Below are 12,806 nucleotides of genomic sequence, written 5' to 3'. Positions count from 1 at the left end.
TATTAAATTTTGACCAACATGTTTAAGGATTACCGAAATATTTTCGAATTCCTTTGCATGTTTTTTTCTCATCAAGGTTTTGGAAATCAGATCGTTAGTGTCTAATGTTACGTAATAGAGCAATTTCTTGCAGTACGTTTCATATCCTAACGGTAAGTTCCGTGGTAGCCGGAGTAGTGATGTTCCGGTCTTACAAATTGCTAAATTATGAGGGAGTAACTCAGTAACTGTACAAGTTAAAATTTCAGAAGAATTAATAAGGTAAACGGTATCGTTTACATTAAGCAATCTTTTGTTTTTCATTTGTTCCGGCCTGTTCCAAACCTTCCTGTAATCCTAACTGATAAACCGCTTCAAGAATTACTTCAAGAGTACTTTTTCCTTTTTGTACTTCTTTTTGTAAACCTTGTTTACTTAATCGTGAACGGATGGATGAAAGCCCCATTTTGCGGAGTTGCCGGTTAGTTAATTCGATACCACGATATTCGTAACCTTTACCATTCGGCTCCCATCCTTCATGTGTGTGCAGTAAGATGTTAGTGAACCGGTGAACAACAGCGGATTGTGAAGTATTAGACATATTTCTCGATCAAAAGATTAGTTGGTTCGATTTTGGTTATATCGAAAATTGCATTTCTCATTATTAGTAAAACTTCTTCGTGTGTGTACACACGTTTGTTGTTCCTAATATTATCGAGGATTAATGCAAAATTACAAAAATCTCCGTAACTACGAAACAAATACAGGTGAATAAAATCGTGAATTGCTTTCAGTTGAGTATTAATCTCATCTGTAAAGATTTCCGTGTCTATATTTTCTTCCTGTTCAATGTTTTCCAGTCCCGGATGTGTCAGCTTGCGAAGTGATTCCGCTTTAGCAAGTAATCCGGAATTTTCATGAATAAGTCCATCAATGTAATACTTGTTTTTACGCGAATAATATTCATTATTATTCACGAAAGTACGGCAGATGTAATCATGTAGATATGCTGTTATCATTGCAACTCCACACGCATGAATAACGGCATCAGCCGATACAGGTTTATCCTTGTTGGTTTTCTTAAATTCTTTAACTACCTGTTGCGGGGTTTTCTTCGCAAGAACCATTGTTTTAATGTGTTAGGTTGTAATTGAAATTTCCGAAGGTTTGTACTGCGGAAGATTTTCTTCGTTCAGCAGTGCAGCATTTACACTGGTGAATGGTTTTAATTTTGATCGTTCAACGATTACGGTACCACTGCTGTGATGAATGTGTCCGTATACGTGAAGCTTTAAAGCAGGTAACTTATCAACCACAGATCGTAACGATTTGCATCCTGCGTGTACTGATCCGTATTTAGGACCGGTTTGATCCTGTATTCCGAATGCGGGAGTATGTGTAATGAGCACATTAGTGATCGGCGGAATCAGTGACCAGACCGTATCCGCTTCATTTTCCCCGTACTGATTAAACCAGTTTCCATACCTGAGTGATAAACTGCTTCCGTAAAAATGTAATCCATCAAACATGACACAACGGTTGTGCATATACGTGACCCCCAGATCTTCACAGAAGAGAATAAAATTTATGTACGCCGATCTGGAATGGTTGATTGTCTGGATATGCTTATCGTGATTACCACCAATAAACAGTTTATGCTTATGGGGAAACGATGCAAGCCAGCGTACTACACTATACAGTTCATCCGGTTTACCATGTTTAGTCAGATCACCTGCGTGAATCAGCATATCGGCATCTGCGCGATGAATCTCTTCTGTAAACGGATCCGTTAATCCGTGCAGATCACTAATGGTAAGTATCTTCATAAAAAAAAGAAAACACCCGTTACGGTTAATAACGGGTGTGTGTATACGTTACGCTGCAACCTGAGCGTATCCCTGTTGAACACCAATAGTTCGTTTCATCACACCTTCCAGAAGAATCATGTAATTACGAACATCACCACACTTTTCTTCAATCAAACCAATTGAAGGAAGTTTACCACGTTCAATATCCTGAATCAGATCCAGACAACCGGTAATCTGCTTGGAAACCATACCCCACAATGCGCGTTCCGGAATCTGACGGTTCATTTGTGCGGTGCTGTCAAAATTGTGATACGGGTTTCCGTTGCGATGATATTCCAACCCTTTTGTAATCAGCGTCTGACGAATGCGGGTCAGTACATTTTCAACGTGTAGCTGATATTCTTCCGAAGCTGAACTGAACTGAACGGGAGAGCCGCTTTCGTATAACGGTAAAACTTTTGTTTCTTCTTCGAAATGCGGCTGGTTATACACCGGTTCAGGAGCAGGTGTTGTTGCCGGTGGTGTATAGGAACGTGCATTCTGCAGCAGCATATCAATGTATTCTACTGTTACCGGAGCAAAGTTTGCTGACAAAAATTCGTATTTGCATACTTTGGTTTTGCTCGTTCCTTCCTGAAACAGTTCCGCATTTTTATGTTTGAGGTGAAATATGCGGTGTCCCAGTGAAATAAATACCCATCCTGCGTATTTTACTTCACTTTCAAATAACCGTACACGGTTATATTCCTTGCTGTAAAAATGACCTGTGTTAAGGTTGAATGAAGGAAGTTTTTTTGCAAGATGATTTTCAAAATAACTTACATGTACTGCTGCTGACTGATCAATGTCAGTGTTAATGTTCAACATTTAGATTAATATTTAACTGATTGAAGAACTTACAGAACGAATCTGTAAGCATGGGTTTTTCGGCCCTTGCGTAATGCGAAGGATGATAACACTCGTAGCGTGTATGTGTTTCATTGGAAATCAGTGGGGAATACTTCTGCGCTTCCTTACCGAAAATCATCCATGATAAATCTGGTACTTTATTCAGAACACTTACTACTTTTTCAGTAAATGGTTTCCATACAGCAACGTGTGAGGATGAATCATTACCATTAGTAGTTAATGCTATATTGAGCAGCAAGATACCATTTTTCCGCAAATCCAGCAAATCATTACGCAATCCGGACCATAGAAAATCATATCCGCAGGAATCACGGATACCCGCTTCAAGAATATTAAGTGAAGGTGGTTTTACAAGACGTTCTGTAGCGAATGCGTACCCGTTAGCGATCTTATCTCCGATATAGGGAGATAATCCCAACCATACACCCCGAACGCGTCTGAGATCGGTTAAAAACACGCGGAACATGATTTCCTTTTCCGGAAACACCTGCTGTTTTAACCGGTCCATGTGAACAGTTCTCAGAATATTTGCAAACGCATCCGTGTACAGAAAATCTTTCAGTTCATTATACCATGTCCAGTGAAAGGTCTGCAGAAACTTAAACATCAGATCATCCACTATCCATTTATCGTACTGTTCAAAATAAGCTAAACTAACCTGTTTGTACGATTCATCTTCACTTTCTCCGAGCAGTTCTTCCAGTGCCTGTTTAGGGTAAAGAGAACAGCGTTTACTGCTGGTATCTACAAGCAATACATCTTCATCACGTGCCATTGCTTCACGTAACGGTACCAGCGGAACGTATTTCCATTCTTTATTCCCCAAGAGATCACAGCAGATCACAAACGTTTCTCTGGGGTTCTTTTTGAGTTCCTGTACGGGAATTTCAAGAGAAGTTGTTGCTACCATTGTTATATAGGTTTCGCAGTCCATTTAATCGCTCCAACTGACGGGAATGCTTCCCGGAGACGATCTAATGCTTCCATTTCTGTTATAGCTCTTACCGAACCGATTATATCAGCTTACAATCTGAAGTGTACACCGACCGATACTTTCCGCAGCAAGTGATGCTTCATTATGATGAAGTGTCACATCATAGTCTCCGGAACTTTCGTTGTATTTCACATTTACGTGATACCCCAGAACCGGTGCTTTAAGTGTAATAACATCAGCAAGTGTACATTGCTTTGCTTCAAAATCACCTTTGAACGTATTGACGTTCAGTTGTTTATTGGTAAGATTATAAATTGCGTTCATGTTAAAGGATTAAGAAACTGATAATTGTTGATCTGAATTATTATCAAATTCGCAATATATATCAGTTTTTATTGAAAAAATTTAAGCGTTGGTGAGTATCGCTACACCACCCGGATAATGTTCATCAAACCAGTGCCAGATGTCGAAACGATTTGTACCCTTTTGCCAGTGATAGAAATCAATATCAATATCTTCATTTTCATCAATCGGAACATCTCCGAATTCATGCCAGATCGTTTCGAGTTCCTGTTTACTCAATTTCTTCCGGATCAATGTATTGTTCATCATCTTCTTCGTCAATGTGTTCGTATTTACAATCCTTACAGTATTGATTTCCGGTACTTTCACCTATGTGCCATCCATCATCCCGCATTGCTTCCAGCAACTGACCTTCATCAGTAAAAATCGTAAATCCGGTACATGATTGTTCGTAAGAAACATTACAGTGATCACACGATGCTGCGTAAGATTCTACAGGTGTTATCATGATTCCTGTGTATCTGATGTAATAAAGGTTTTTACAACAAATTCATCTACTACAAAATAGCCGGATGAAAACATAAGATTACCGCTGCCGAATGCTTTTACAGCTTCTTCTTCCAGTTGTAGCTTAACTTGTCTGCGGATTTCTTCAATATCAAGATTAAACTGCCGTTCCAGATACCGCAGAATTGCATGATCTGTAATTTTCAGTTCAAGCGTACGGGCCTGTTCCAGCATTGTTCTGCGAATCTTTTCCAGATTCTCGATTTCACGGTCACACGAATTAATCTTTAATCGTGTTGCGTTCTGTGCATCTTCAAGTACAAGCTTTTCCTGCTTTAACTTGTTGATCTTTGTGTTAATGGCACGATCATCAATATGCGCTACGGGTAACATAAGGGTAGGGAAACATAATTAAAACAATCTCACAGGAAGATCTTTGTTAAAAGCAGCATATTGTTTTGCAAAATGCTCATGATCAACAGGATCCAGAAATTCAAGCAATTTGGAAAGCGGTACATCATCAAGCACCTGTTTAACCAGATGCTGATTTCCTGACATAATTTCCACTTCAATTTTATGAACTACCTCATCTTTAAGATTATCCAGCAGTTTTGTCAGATCATTGATAGATTTCATATAATGTTGGTTTGAAAAGGTGTATTGTTCTGCTGGTAATACGTGTCAATCTCATCAGTTAATTTCCACAGTTGCCGACGCTGATCATCATTCAGCAACCGGCGATAATTATAAAACAGGTATGCTGTTTTTTTCGCATAAAAATCAGCCAGCTCATGCATATCTTTATTATCACCGTGAGTTACATGCGTATCATCTGTAAGTTGATGAGGTAACTTAACAACGCTTTTGTGGTATTCTACTGCTTTTCTGGCGCATTCCCACGCTTTTTGTTCCAGCTTCGCAAACGAATGTTGCTGCCAGAATTCATCAGTTAGTTTCTGCTGCTCTGGTGTTTTCATTTTGTTCTTTTTCCCAATCAATAAGGAATGAGGTTATAGATTCCCATGCTGCATGAACCATTGTCGATCCTTCTGTAAATCCAATCCATTTAGCTGTTAAATAATCGTCTCCCTCTTTTGCATCTTTCCAGTCCCAGATAGATGTTGCAAAATGACCGATCTGGTATTGAAAACGATCATTTCCTATCAAATCTATTTTTTCGAGTGCATCAATAAACAGATCCCACTGCTTTACGGGTTGCGCCAGATCTATTGTAAATTCCGGAACATTTGTTTTACCGTATGTTGCCAGTGTACCTTCAAGTTTTATCTGTACATATTCCATAAATACGTACAGTAATGTATTACGACGGATTATCTCCTGTATTTCCATTTGTTTTTTGATTTAATTGTGAGAGACAAAAATCAGAAAGAGTTAACCACATGATGTTGTGAATGGTATACTCTTTTGATTCAAGAAGCGTATGAAACCAGTTTGCCAGTGATTTACCCGGAACCAGTGTACCGTCAGCTAATACATCCGGTTTAATGGTATCAAAAATCGAACATGTAGCTTTGGTAATCCGAAAGGTAAACCGTTCCGGTAATGAAATCAGTGCACGCATTACCCATTCGGTATGATAATAAAAAATGAGTTCAGGTTCGGTAAATCGCTGATAGTAATTCTGATAATACAGATTATACCCTACAATTTTACGTTTACCCCCACGACCTTCTTTTACAGGTTCAAAAAATATGTCGAAATACCTGAATATTGCTCCTTCCCGTTTAAGAATTTCATGCTGTGTCATAATTTAAGATTCAATAACGCTTGTTTATCAATCTGATAAATTTCATCCAGCATATTTACCTGATAATCAATATCATGTGAATCAATTACTTTTTGTGTAATTTCATCAGTGACATTAATTCTGATGTTTTCTATAACCGTATTCACCGCCATATTCCACACGTGTTTTGTGTATTGCGTAGTAATTTCCCGCAATAAATTCACTCGGGTCTGAGCATATTCAGCATTATACATTACATCATCAAAATCATCCCAGTCTTTGTGCTGTACAATTTCATCAGCAATCCGTTTATGATCTTCTTCAAGATCGTTAAGTGTAATCATATGGTTATCAGGCTTTTATGAAGTTCAACGTAATCGTGAGAATATTCCACAATTTCATCATCAGTAATGCTGCAGCAATCACATCTACCTAAATTGCTGTTCATGTTTCCGATTAATTTTATGGACCCGTCCCGCAGTTTAAGATATGTTCCTGGAATCAGAATTTTATCTCTGAGATCCCAGTCTTTTTCAAATTCATCAATCATCAAATTACAGGGTTGCCAGTTTAATACCGGTTTCACTGGTTGTTCAGATGCTAATAAATTATCTGATTCTGTGAGATAACACCACGCAATTAAACGACGGTTTTCATCTTTTCTGAATCGTACGTAATGAGATTTTGTTTCATTACTTTCGAAACCGTACGGACAAATTAAATAACTTAACCGGTTATCCGGGTACTGTTCTATAAACCAACCCGGATAACGTGATGCAAACAATGTTTCTGTTTGTTTATTCGGTGGTGTTATTTTTGGATTCTGTGAGTTTTCGTTCAACATATTCAACCACAGCTTCTAATGTTGCAGCTTTGTGTTTACTGACAGGTTTTTTATTTAGATATTTCCACACATTCCACCCCCGCGCATCAGTAGTACCTTCAGATACCATATACGGACCTTTTATGAACCGTAAACCTTCATGAGGAACGGGTCTGAGAGGGTTTCCTTTATGATCAACATCTTTTGGATGATATTCAACAATAAACCCTTGTTTGTACATGTAATAAGCCATTGCACAATCTTCCCGTTTATATTTTTGAAACTCAATAAGTTTCTCTTCTGATACGATCATGTTTTAATGACAAAATCATTTTCAAGTGCTTTATTCCCCTTCACTTTCTTGTATTTCAATCCGATAATATGACCTGCGGGATCTTCATACCGTTCATCGGAAAGATCTCCGTTGAAAACAGGATACCCCTTGTATGTCTCCGGAAGTTGAGGATGAAATACTACGGCAACTGTACCACCCGCGTTCAATACTTCTTCACACTGATTCCAGTTATTTTCTGCTGCAGAAAAGGTGATGTGAAAAGAAGAGTTGCGGTGTTGTCTCCAGATACGGATTGATTTCGTATAATCGTAAAACTGCAGATGTTTCAGCGAATATAAATCAAATCCCAGAAATGCTTTAAAGTTTTTATACCAATCCAGATCACTCGTACCGTTGAGCCGTACGTTAATGATTGTACCCTTCAATTGTGCATGAAGATTCAATCCTTCGAGTTCCTGACGCAATTTACGATAAAATAACAATCGTTCTTTAAAGTAAATATCCGTTAACAGTTTTCTTCGTTTCTGTGCAGGTGCGTATTTTGCATATCCTGCAAGATTGAGACAGCTCTGGATGCAACCGGGAGTAGCAAACGGACAAACGTTATATCCGAACGAGTTACCATCAGCAGGTAAAAGATTAAGAATATATGATTCTCTGCTGTTTTTCGCAAGTTTGGCGTTCTCTGTACCCGGTTTAAGAATGGTATGTTTTCCTGTCAGTAAATCTGCCAGAAATGTAAGTGCTTCCGTACTCAGTACGCGATCCATTATTCAGGTATTTGTTGTAGAAACACCCGGCGTTCGACCAGATGTTCTTTAATAATTGTTGCAATTTCAACTATCTTGAAATGCCTTGTATCACTCCAGAACTCAATTGTTTCGTGAAGTACGTGCGGAAAAATCCCGTTTTCATCGTGATATAATGTATCAGGATAATCCGCCAGATAATAGGTTGTGATAAACTGTTTCATTCCAAATGAAAGATGTAGAGAATCAGGGGATTACGCTTACTTCGTTTACAGGCAAGCTGAAATCTTCCGAATTCATTCCTCAGCAACTGTTCTACATTTTTAACTTTTCGTTCCAGCATCATCTGCTGGATTTTTGATGCACAGGTAATTTTATAGCAATCCCCGTCATTCATGGATACAAAGAAATCCTTCATTGAATCCGTACCGGAAATTTCTGTATAGGTAGTTTCGTAAACCATAAAAAAATATCCCCTCCGGAATGAACCGAAGGGGATGGATATATTAAACCATTACGTAAGGGCTGATGAGTTTAACTGCATTTTCCTGCATTTCCAGACCTGATCCGAACAGCAGTGAATGTGTTGTTTTTTCTCCATCACCTTTTTCTTTTGTGTGTGACGTATAGTACGTTACACCTTCCAGAAAACCAAGTGCAGTTCCTAAGATACCTTGCTGGGAAGCGGGAGCAAAGATGTTATCCAGTAATTTGAAATACTGGTTTCGCTTGCGTGTGCTCAGTACTTCATCAATAGGTTCATTATCAGCGAGACGATCCCATTCAGCAGCATCACACAGTAACTGCAGCGCAAGATCACGTGTAACATCATCTGATAGTTTGGTTTTTACTGCTGCTTGTAAGTATTCTTTCTGATCTTCGAATACCCGATCAGCGAGTGCAAGCACCCGTTTTGCTTCATCTAAGCGATCTTTCCAGTTACCGGTATGTTTTACCGATACGTACACACCTTTCTTTCCCAGTGCCGTATTTAACCCCGCTGTGAGGGTATTATTACAAACCGGACGAATAGATGTGAAATACACCCGCAGTTCTGCGGATCCGTCATGGCTATTGGTTACAACCAGATAATTATCCCGTTGTGAATCCCCGTCAATCATTACACTGTCAGCTAACGCTGATATATATACGACGCGTCCCTCTTTGAGTGAACCTGCTGTTGCAAACTCCACTCCCTGTTTACCGATGTTTCCGTAGAAATCGAAAAGATCCGAATTCTGCATGATGGTGTAACGGGATTTCACCACACCCAGACTACGGTTAGTATCTGTACGTGTAGTGGAAAAATACCCCGGAACTTCAATTTCTACTCCGTTAAACGTAGTGGTCAGCGGAGTTTTCTCCACTTTCCAGTCTAATCCGGATTCTTTAATAATTACCGCAGGATCATTTGTATCCAGTGTAGATCCTAATCCGTGCCAGCTTTTCTGATTACGGTTCCATGCAGCAGCAACTCCGGTTGTAGTGTCAATTAAGTGACCCATTTTTAAACGTGATGTTAAAAGTTGTAAAATGATTCACTGTGATGTTTTTCTGATTGCAGAATGCAATACTTAACGGTGCAGTGATTTGATTGTAACTGATTAATTTTTAGGTAAGTAACTTCCTTTGAGAATTTCTTTTGTGAAATCTTCTACTAAATCCGTACCTGTCTGACTCAAACCGGTTGTGTGTGACCAGTTTTTACGTTCATCGTGAAGATGCTGTAATTTAGTAAGATAATCTAAACCGTATTTCTGAACATCATCCGGTAGCTGATCAAACACAACATGGATGTATCCTTCAAGCGATTTACGCTTATACAGATTACCGTTGATTTTCCACCGCTTAGGAAGTAATCTTCCAACGGCGCAGCAGCGTCCGTCAGTAGTTTCATAATCACAACTCTGACATGCAGAATCCTGTGCTCTGCGGGAAATATCGTTACTGTAGTATTCAACAGTTTCTTTCAAAAGACTTAACTGTGCATCAATCAGTGATTGTTCAATATGTTCCATATATTGACATAATGTGGTTTTTCTTTACCAACCCTTTTTCGGTTAACCCTCCGGTATCCCAGAAGTCATTATCATCATGAAGTTCCTGTATTTCTTTCAGGAAAAAATATCCCAACACACGAATGTTATCCGGTAATACTGACATCACATCTCCTACAGAATTTCCTTCATAAACGGGATCGTAATGTTCATCCGGAATAAATCTGCCGATTGCACATTTTTTATCTCCGCAACGATAAAAACAAAGTTCCTGTTCATTTACTGATCTTCTGGAAACATCTTCACTGTAGTAAGTAACCATTTCTTCCAGAAATGCAATGCATTTTTGAGCTAATTCAACAGGTTCCATCTATCGTAAATATCTTTTTTCCGTTGTTCTCCCCGCATGGATAAACCGGACGTATTCCAATTATCATTATTGTCGTGAAAAGATTGCATTTCACGTAAGAAACCAGCTTTTAACATCTGAATTTCCAATGGTAATGTGCTGATGATATGCTCTGCAGTAATTGCACCTCCTTCAAACGCTGCATCGTATTTATCATCTGGAATAAACCGTCCGAGTGCACAGCGTTTATCACCACATCTGTACAGACACTGATTACGATCATTTACTGATCTGCGGGAAGTATCTTCCGAGTAATACGCAATCATTTCATCAAAAAAATCCTTGCGTAGTTTGTTTAGATTAGGATCAGTTACCATTCAGTTCGTGAGTTTCAATTAATGTGTTAACACGTATTTTACCCAAATCAGTTAATCCACTTTGATTCCAGTGGTGATCAGTATCATGTAAATCCTGCAGATCCGCAAGAAATGATATGGGTAATTTTGTGATGTATGAAGGAAGCATGTCCCATACAGAATAAACATCGGTTTTATTTTCAAAATCAAACTTATCTATTTCTGGATTGTAATCCGCATCATGGATGAACCGACCTATTGCACAACAATTCCCGTTATCAGAACGGTAATAACACGTTCCGTTATGTGTTGTTGACCTTTTTAAAGGATCTGCCGAATAATACGCTACCGTATCATCAAGCACTTCACGCATTAGTTTCCTCAGCTCCTGTCCGTGCAGAGGAGTATTCAATCGGGAGAATAATGTTTTCAGGTCGGTCATGTTCGTGTTTTTGAAAAAGAGCTGCAATTTCTTTTAAAGTAAAACCACCCAGATTGGATCCGATTTTGGTTACATAAAAATGTAATTCGGACCGGAACTGAGCATATTTGTACAGCGTTTCTATCTGTAAATCAATCAGTTTAAGCATTTTTACACGATACCCGGCTGATCCGAACGCATTGAAATCCTTTGTAATGATTGCATAGGTTCGTTTGCACATTCCCATAGAATGTCCCTGTGGTACACCGTAACATTTCACCGCTGTAAGTGCACTACCGGAACCGGAGTTACCTTCTGTATTGGAACCCCACACAAATACTTCATGTGATTGATGTAACACACGGTTATCACAGTATTCAGGAGTGTATGCAAATCGTGGTTTTTCGGGGTATTCTGACAAATTATTTTCAAATAATGAAATCATACTAATTGGGTTGAGTTGTAATCATTTGCATGACGCTCTTTCCACAGTTTCTGTAACGTTCCTGCAGTAATTGATGCTCTCAGCACTTTTTTCATAAAACGGATTTCATCCATTTCAGATATGTGTTTCTGAAGTGCTTTCCATTCTGGTAAATCTGTTATATCAAATGAGTTGTCATCTTCAGAATTAGGTACTAAACTGAAAAAAGTATTACGAGGTCCGTTTGAAAACTCATCATATTTGTAAACATAATATACCTTAACTCCCTTGTACTGTGTAAATACAGGGGCATTGAAATATATTGATCTATACGGCATGTTCTACAGTGTTTGTTTCGTCCCAGAATAATTCTTCAGCTTCTTCAATTAAATCGTGAAAGCTTTTTTGTGTTTCATGTGCCAGATGAAATGCATTAACCAGCAGATCACGGACAGTCATGTTATTTTCTTTTGCAAATGTGCGTACTTTATTAAGTTGCTGTGCAGGGTTAAATAATCTTGCCATTGTTTTCGGTACTTGCGTGATAGGATATTAAATCAGGATGAATAAAACCATCATCATCCAGACACAACCACTGACACTGGTTGATACGTGCTTTTTCCAGTACAGTTTTCAATGAAGGAGACAGCTCATTTTCAATGTCATTCCATGATTCATCGTCAAGGTCCACATTTACGAAAAATCCGCAATCTTTTTTGTAAACAATCAGGGTGAGATTTGATTCTGCAGCGGATTGCTCATTGAGAAAATCAACATCTTCCGTAGTAATATGAAGAATATTACAATCCAGATAGGTATACACACCTTTTGTAAAATCAGGTACTGCCGGTTTTACCGGTGCGTTTAAAACAGATCTGTTTTTAGTACGTCCTAACCGGATTGCCAGATTGTAATAGATTTTAGCATAATCCCGGTCAATCCGTTTAAACATAATCGCTTTCATTACTCTCCAGCGGTACTCATCCAGAGAAACTTTTATCGTATTGAGTATTTCGGCCATATCTTTTTCACCTCCAAACTTCAATAACTCCCCGTCATCAATAGCAAACGCATTTTCTTTCTGATGATCAATCAGAACAGGAAATCCTTTTTTGTTGATAAACCAGTCAAACCGTCTGCGGATTTTTTTAAGCAGTTTTACTTTCATGTGAAAAAAAATAAGATCAGGAGCTTATATCGTACTG

At 38.6% G+C, this 12,806-nt stretch carries 28 protein-coding genes; 1 reads left to right on the top strand and 27 read right to left on the bottom strand.

From position 1 onward, the window contains the following. Window positions 1-280: 280 nt before the first annotated feature. The 18 genes from AC23NW_RS10700 to AC23NW_RS10615 form a co-directional block, all read right to left on the bottom strand. Window positions 281-580, bottom strand: coding sequence for a hypothetical protein (locus tag AC23NW_RS10700; RefSeq protein WP_487449407.1), 300 nt, complete (start codon window positions 578-580; stop codon window positions 281-283). Next, window positions 573-1,106: a hypothetical protein gene (locus AC23NW_RS10695; protein WP_487449405.1), complete on the bottom strand. Its 534-nt coding sequence runs from the start codon at window positions 1,104-1,106 to the stop codon at window positions 573-575. The genes AC23NW_RS10700 and AC23NW_RS10695 overlap by 8 nt, the downstream gene beginning before the upstream one ends. 12 nt (window positions 1,107-1,118) lie before the next feature. Then, complete coding sequence (locus AC23NW_RS10690) at window positions 1,119-1,805, bottom strand: metallophosphoesterase family protein (RefSeq protein WP_487449404.1); 687 nt, start codon at window positions 1,803-1,805, stop codon at window positions 1,119-1,121. A gap of 48 nt (window positions 1,806-1,853) precedes the next feature. Further along, on the bottom strand, window positions 1,854-2,654 hold the full coding sequence (locus AC23NW_RS10685) for a hypothetical protein (RefSeq protein ID WP_487449402.1): 801 nt from the start codon (window positions 2,652-2,654) through the stop codon (window positions 1,854-1,856). After that, the gene (locus AC23NW_RS10680) at window positions 2,641-3,606 is read right to left on the bottom strand and encodes a uracil-DNA glycosylase family protein (RefSeq protein ID WP_487449400.1); all 966 of its coding nucleotides are present in this window, start codon (window positions 3,604-3,606) and stop codon (window positions 2,641-2,643) included. The genes AC23NW_RS10685 and AC23NW_RS10680 overlap by 14 nt, the downstream gene beginning before the upstream one ends. Window positions 3,607-3,714: 108 nt before the next feature. Then, window positions 3,715-3,954 (bottom strand): hypothetical protein, encoded by a 240-nt coding sequence (locus tag AC23NW_RS10675; RefSeq protein WP_487449398.1) that lies wholly within the window; start codon window positions 3,952-3,954, stop codon window positions 3,715-3,717. 81 nt (window positions 3,955-4,035) lie between these two features. Next, window positions 4,036-4,212, bottom strand: a complete 177-nt coding sequence (locus tag AC23NW_RS10670; protein ID WP_487449396.1) for a hypothetical protein — start codon at window positions 4,210-4,212, stop codon at window positions 4,036-4,038. After that, window positions 4,205-4,441: a hypothetical protein gene (locus AC23NW_RS10665; protein WP_487449395.1), complete on the bottom strand. Its 237-nt coding sequence runs from the start codon at window positions 4,439-4,441 to the stop codon at window positions 4,205-4,207. The genes AC23NW_RS10670 and AC23NW_RS10665 overlap by 8 nt, the downstream gene beginning before the upstream one ends. Next, window positions 4,438-4,833: a hypothetical protein gene (locus AC23NW_RS10660; RefSeq protein WP_487449393.1), complete on the bottom strand. Its 396-nt coding sequence runs from the start codon at window positions 4,831-4,833 to the stop codon at window positions 4,438-4,440. Before AC23NW_RS10660 ends, AC23NW_RS10665 begins: the two co-directional genes overlap by 4 nt. An 18-nt stretch (window positions 4,834-4,851) precedes the next feature. Continuing rightward, on the bottom strand, window positions 4,852-5,076 hold the full coding sequence (locus AC23NW_RS10655; protein ID WP_487449391.1) for a hypothetical protein: 225 nt from the start codon (window positions 5,074-5,076) through the stop codon (window positions 4,852-4,854). Then, window positions 5,073-5,417 carry a hypothetical protein gene (locus AC23NW_RS10650; RefSeq protein WP_487449389.1) on the bottom strand — a complete coding sequence of 115 codons (345 nt, stop codon included), beginning with the start codon at window positions 5,415-5,417 and terminating at the stop codon, window positions 5,073-5,075. The genes AC23NW_RS10655 and AC23NW_RS10650 overlap by 4 nt, the downstream gene beginning before the upstream one ends. Continuing rightward, window positions 5,386-5,742 carry a hypothetical protein gene (locus AC23NW_RS10645; RefSeq protein WP_487449387.1) on the bottom strand — a complete coding sequence of 119 codons (357 nt, stop codon included), beginning with the start codon at window positions 5,740-5,742 and terminating at the stop codon, window positions 5,386-5,388. Before AC23NW_RS10645 ends, AC23NW_RS10650 begins: the two co-directional genes overlap by 32 nt. A 19-nt stretch (window positions 5,743-5,761) precedes the next feature. Beyond that, window positions 5,762-6,208: a hypothetical protein gene (locus tag AC23NW_RS10640; protein ID WP_487449385.1), complete on the bottom strand. Its 447-nt coding sequence runs from the start codon at window positions 6,206-6,208 to the stop codon at window positions 5,762-5,764. After that, window positions 6,205-6,531 carry a hypothetical protein gene (locus tag AC23NW_RS10635; RefSeq protein WP_487449383.1) on the bottom strand — a complete coding sequence of 109 codons (327 nt, stop codon included), beginning with the start codon at window positions 6,529-6,531 and terminating at the stop codon, window positions 6,205-6,207. The genes AC23NW_RS10640 and AC23NW_RS10635 overlap by 4 nt, the downstream gene beginning before the upstream one ends. Beyond that, complete coding sequence (locus tag AC23NW_RS10630) at window positions 6,528-7,031, bottom strand: hypothetical protein (protein WP_487449382.1); 504 nt, start codon at window positions 7,029-7,031, stop codon at window positions 6,528-6,530. The genes AC23NW_RS10635 and AC23NW_RS10630 overlap by 4 nt, the downstream gene beginning before the upstream one ends. Beyond that, window positions 6,985-7,323 carry a hypothetical protein gene (locus AC23NW_RS10625; protein ID WP_487449381.1) on the bottom strand — a complete coding sequence of 113 codons (339 nt, stop codon included), beginning with the start codon at window positions 7,321-7,323 and terminating at the stop codon, window positions 6,985-6,987. The genes AC23NW_RS10630 and AC23NW_RS10625 overlap by 47 nt, the downstream gene beginning before the upstream one ends. Beyond that, window positions 7,320-8,075, bottom strand: coding sequence for a GP88 family protein (locus tag AC23NW_RS10620; RefSeq protein WP_487449380.1), 756 nt, complete (start codon window positions 8,073-8,075; stop codon window positions 7,320-7,322). Before AC23NW_RS10620 ends, AC23NW_RS10625 begins: the two co-directional genes overlap by 4 nt. After that, window positions 8,075-8,278 carry a hypothetical protein gene (locus tag AC23NW_RS10615; RefSeq protein WP_487449378.1) on the bottom strand — a complete coding sequence of 68 codons (204 nt, stop codon included), beginning with the start codon at window positions 8,276-8,278 and terminating at the stop codon, window positions 8,075-8,077. Before AC23NW_RS10615 ends, AC23NW_RS10620 begins: the two co-directional genes overlap by 1 nt. A gap of 5 nt (window positions 8,279-8,283) precedes the next feature. On the opposite strand from AC23NW_RS10615, the gene AC23NW_RS10610 reads away from it, so the two are divergent. After that, entirely contained in the window at window positions 8,284-8,415 is a 132-nt protein-coding gene (locus AC23NW_RS10610) for a hypothetical protein (RefSeq protein WP_487449377.1), read from the top strand. A 145-nt stretch (window positions 8,416-8,560) separates the two neighbouring features. Here AC23NW_RS10610 and AC23NW_RS10605 read toward each other — a convergent pair whose 3' ends face one another. From AC23NW_RS10605 to AC23NW_RS10565, 9 genes are all read right to left on the bottom strand, one after another. After that, a complete protein-coding gene (locus AC23NW_RS10605; RefSeq protein WP_487449375.1) occupies window positions 8,561-9,559 on the bottom strand; it encodes a DUF932 domain-containing protein in 999 nt (332 codons plus the stop codon). 99 nt (window positions 9,560-9,658) lie between these two features. Further along, window positions 9,659-10,072, bottom strand: a complete 414-nt coding sequence (locus AC23NW_RS10600; protein WP_487449373.1) for a hypothetical protein — start codon at window positions 10,070-10,072, stop codon at window positions 9,659-9,661. Continuing rightward, the gene (locus tag AC23NW_RS10595) at window positions 10,059-10,421 is read right to left on the bottom strand and encodes a hypothetical protein (RefSeq protein ID WP_487449372.1); all 363 of its coding nucleotides are present in this window, start codon (window positions 10,419-10,421) and stop codon (window positions 10,059-10,061) included. The genes AC23NW_RS10600 and AC23NW_RS10595 overlap by 14 nt, the downstream gene beginning before the upstream one ends. Continuing rightward, window positions 10,403-10,777 carry a hypothetical protein gene (locus AC23NW_RS10590; RefSeq protein WP_487449370.1) on the bottom strand — a complete coding sequence of 125 codons (375 nt, stop codon included), beginning with the start codon at window positions 10,775-10,777 and terminating at the stop codon, window positions 10,403-10,405. Before AC23NW_RS10590 ends, AC23NW_RS10595 begins: the two co-directional genes overlap by 19 nt. Further along, complete coding sequence (locus tag AC23NW_RS10585) at window positions 10,767-11,129, bottom strand: hypothetical protein (protein ID WP_487449369.1); 363 nt, start codon at window positions 11,127-11,129, stop codon at window positions 10,767-10,769. Before AC23NW_RS10585 ends, AC23NW_RS10590 begins: the two co-directional genes overlap by 11 nt. Beyond that, window positions 11,122-11,622: an A1S_2505 family phage non-structural protein gene (locus AC23NW_RS10580; RefSeq protein ID WP_487449367.1), complete on the bottom strand. Its 501-nt coding sequence runs from the start codon at window positions 11,620-11,622 to the stop codon at window positions 11,122-11,124. The genes AC23NW_RS10585 and AC23NW_RS10580 overlap by 8 nt, the downstream gene beginning before the upstream one ends. Further along, window positions 11,619-11,939 (bottom strand): hypothetical protein, encoded by a 321-nt coding sequence (locus AC23NW_RS10575; RefSeq protein WP_487449366.1) that lies wholly within the window; start codon window positions 11,937-11,939, stop codon window positions 11,619-11,621. The genes AC23NW_RS10580 and AC23NW_RS10575 overlap by 4 nt, the downstream gene beginning before the upstream one ends. Further along, window positions 11,929-12,126: a hypothetical protein gene (locus tag AC23NW_RS10570; protein WP_487449364.1), complete on the bottom strand. Its 198-nt coding sequence runs from the start codon at window positions 12,124-12,126 to the stop codon at window positions 11,929-11,931. Before AC23NW_RS10570 ends, AC23NW_RS10575 begins: the two co-directional genes overlap by 11 nt. Then, window positions 12,110-12,769, bottom strand: coding sequence for a DUF5983 family protein (locus tag AC23NW_RS10565; RefSeq protein ID WP_487449362.1), 660 nt, complete (start codon window positions 12,767-12,769; stop codon window positions 12,110-12,112). Before AC23NW_RS10565 ends, AC23NW_RS10570 begins: the two co-directional genes overlap by 17 nt. Window positions 12,770-12,806 lie beyond the last annotated feature (37 nt).

The organism is Arsenicibacter sp. R0_47, from assembly GCF_057652235.1.
Note: the sequence above shows the minus strand (reverse complement) of the source record. Positions and strands in the feature narration are given on the sequence as shown.

Excerpts from the sequence above, each read along its gene's own strand:
- AC23NW_RS10700 (WP_487449407.1), bottom strand. The coding sequence starts at position 580 with ATGTCTAATACTTCACAATCCGCTGTTGTTCACCGGTTCACTAACATC.
- AC23NW_RS10695 (WP_487449405.1), bottom strand. The coding sequence starts at position 1,106 with ATGGTTCTTGCGAAGAAAACCCCGCAACAGGTAGTTAAAGAATTTAAG.
- AC23NW_RS10690 (WP_487449404.1), bottom strand. The coding sequence starts at position 1,805 with ATGAAGATACTTACCATTAGTGATCTGCACGGATTAACGGATCCGTTT.
- AC23NW_RS10685 (WP_487449402.1), bottom strand. The coding sequence starts at position 2,654 with ATGTTGAACATTAACACTGACATTGATCAGTCAGCAGCAGTACATGTA.
- AC23NW_RS10680 (WP_487449400.1), bottom strand. The coding sequence starts at position 3,606 with ATGGTAGCAACAACTTCTCTTGAAATTCCCGTACAGGAACTCAAAAAG.
- AC23NW_RS10675 (WP_487449398.1), bottom strand. The coding sequence starts at position 3,954 with ATGAACGCAATTTATAATCTTACCAATAAACAACTGAACGTCAATACG.
- AC23NW_RS10665 (WP_487449395.1), bottom strand. The coding sequence starts at position 4,441 with ATGATAACACCTGTAGAATCTTACGCAGCATCGTGTGATCACTGTAAT.
- AC23NW_RS10660 (WP_487449393.1), bottom strand. The coding sequence starts at position 4,833 with ATGTTACCCGTAGCGCATATTGATGATCGTGCCATTAACACAAAGATC.
- AC23NW_RS10655 (WP_487449391.1), bottom strand. The coding sequence starts at position 5,076 with ATGAAATCTATCAATGATCTGACAAAACTGCTGGATAATCTTAAAGAT.
- AC23NW_RS10650 (WP_487449389.1), bottom strand. The coding sequence starts at position 5,417 with ATGAAAACACCAGAGCAGCAGAAACTAACTGATGAATTCTGGCAGCAA.
- AC23NW_RS10645 (WP_487449387.1), bottom strand. The coding sequence starts at position 5,742 with ATGGAATATGTACAGATAAAACTTGAAGGTACACTGGCAACATACGGT.
- AC23NW_RS10640 (WP_487449385.1), bottom strand. The coding sequence starts at position 6,208 with ATGACACAGCATGAAATTCTTAAACGGGAAGGAGCAATATTCAGGTAT.
- AC23NW_RS10635 (WP_487449383.1), bottom strand. The coding sequence starts at position 6,531 with ATGATTACACTTAACGATCTTGAAGAAGATCATAAACGGATTGCTGAT.
- AC23NW_RS10630 (WP_487449382.1), bottom strand. The coding sequence starts at position 7,031 with ATGTTGAACGAAAACTCACAGAATCCAAAAATAACACCACCGAATAAA.
- AC23NW_RS10625 (WP_487449381.1), bottom strand. The coding sequence starts at position 7,323 with ATGATCGTATCAGAAGAGAAACTTATTGAGTTTCAAAAATATAAACGG.
- AC23NW_RS10620 (WP_487449380.1), bottom strand. The coding sequence starts at position 8,075 with ATGGATCGCGTACTGAGTACGGAAGCACTTACATTTCTGGCAGATTTA.
- AC23NW_RS10615 (WP_487449378.1), bottom strand. The coding sequence starts at position 8,278 with ATGAAACAGTTTATCACAACCTATTATCTGGCGGATTATCCTGATACA.
- AC23NW_RS10610 (WP_487449377.1), top strand. The coding sequence starts at position 8,284 with ATGAAAGATGTAGAGAATCAGGGGATTACGCTTACTTCGTTTACAGGC.
- AC23NW_RS10605 (WP_487449375.1), bottom strand. The coding sequence starts at position 9,559 with ATGGGTCACTTAATTGACACTACAACCGGAGTTGCTGCTGCATGGAAC.
- AC23NW_RS10600 (WP_487449373.1), bottom strand. The coding sequence starts at position 10,072 with ATGGAACATATTGAACAATCACTGATTGATGCACAGTTAAGTCTTTTG.
- AC23NW_RS10595 (WP_487449372.1), bottom strand. The coding sequence starts at position 10,421 with ATGGAACCTGTTGAATTAGCTCAAAAATGCATTGCATTTCTGGAAGAA.
- AC23NW_RS10590 (WP_487449370.1), bottom strand. The coding sequence starts at position 10,777 with ATGGTAACTGATCCTAATCTAAACAAACTACGCAAGGATTTTTTTGAT.
- AC23NW_RS10585 (WP_487449369.1), bottom strand. The coding sequence starts at position 11,129 with ATGCGTGAAGTGCTTGATGATACGGTAGCGTATTATTCGGCAGATCCT.
- AC23NW_RS10580 (WP_487449367.1), bottom strand. The coding sequence starts at position 11,622 with ATGATTTCATTATTTGAAAATAATTTGTCAGAATACCCCGAAAAACCA.
- AC23NW_RS10575 (WP_487449366.1), bottom strand. The coding sequence starts at position 11,939 with ATGCCGTATAGATCAATATATTTCAATGCCCCTGTATTTACACAGTAC.
- AC23NW_RS10570 (WP_487449364.1), bottom strand. The coding sequence starts at position 12,126 with ATGGCAAGATTATTTAACCCTGCACAGCAACTTAATAAAGTACGCACA.
- AC23NW_RS10565 (WP_487449362.1), bottom strand. The coding sequence starts at position 12,769 with ATGAAAGTAAAACTGCTTAAAAAAATCCGCAGACGGTTTGACTGGTTT.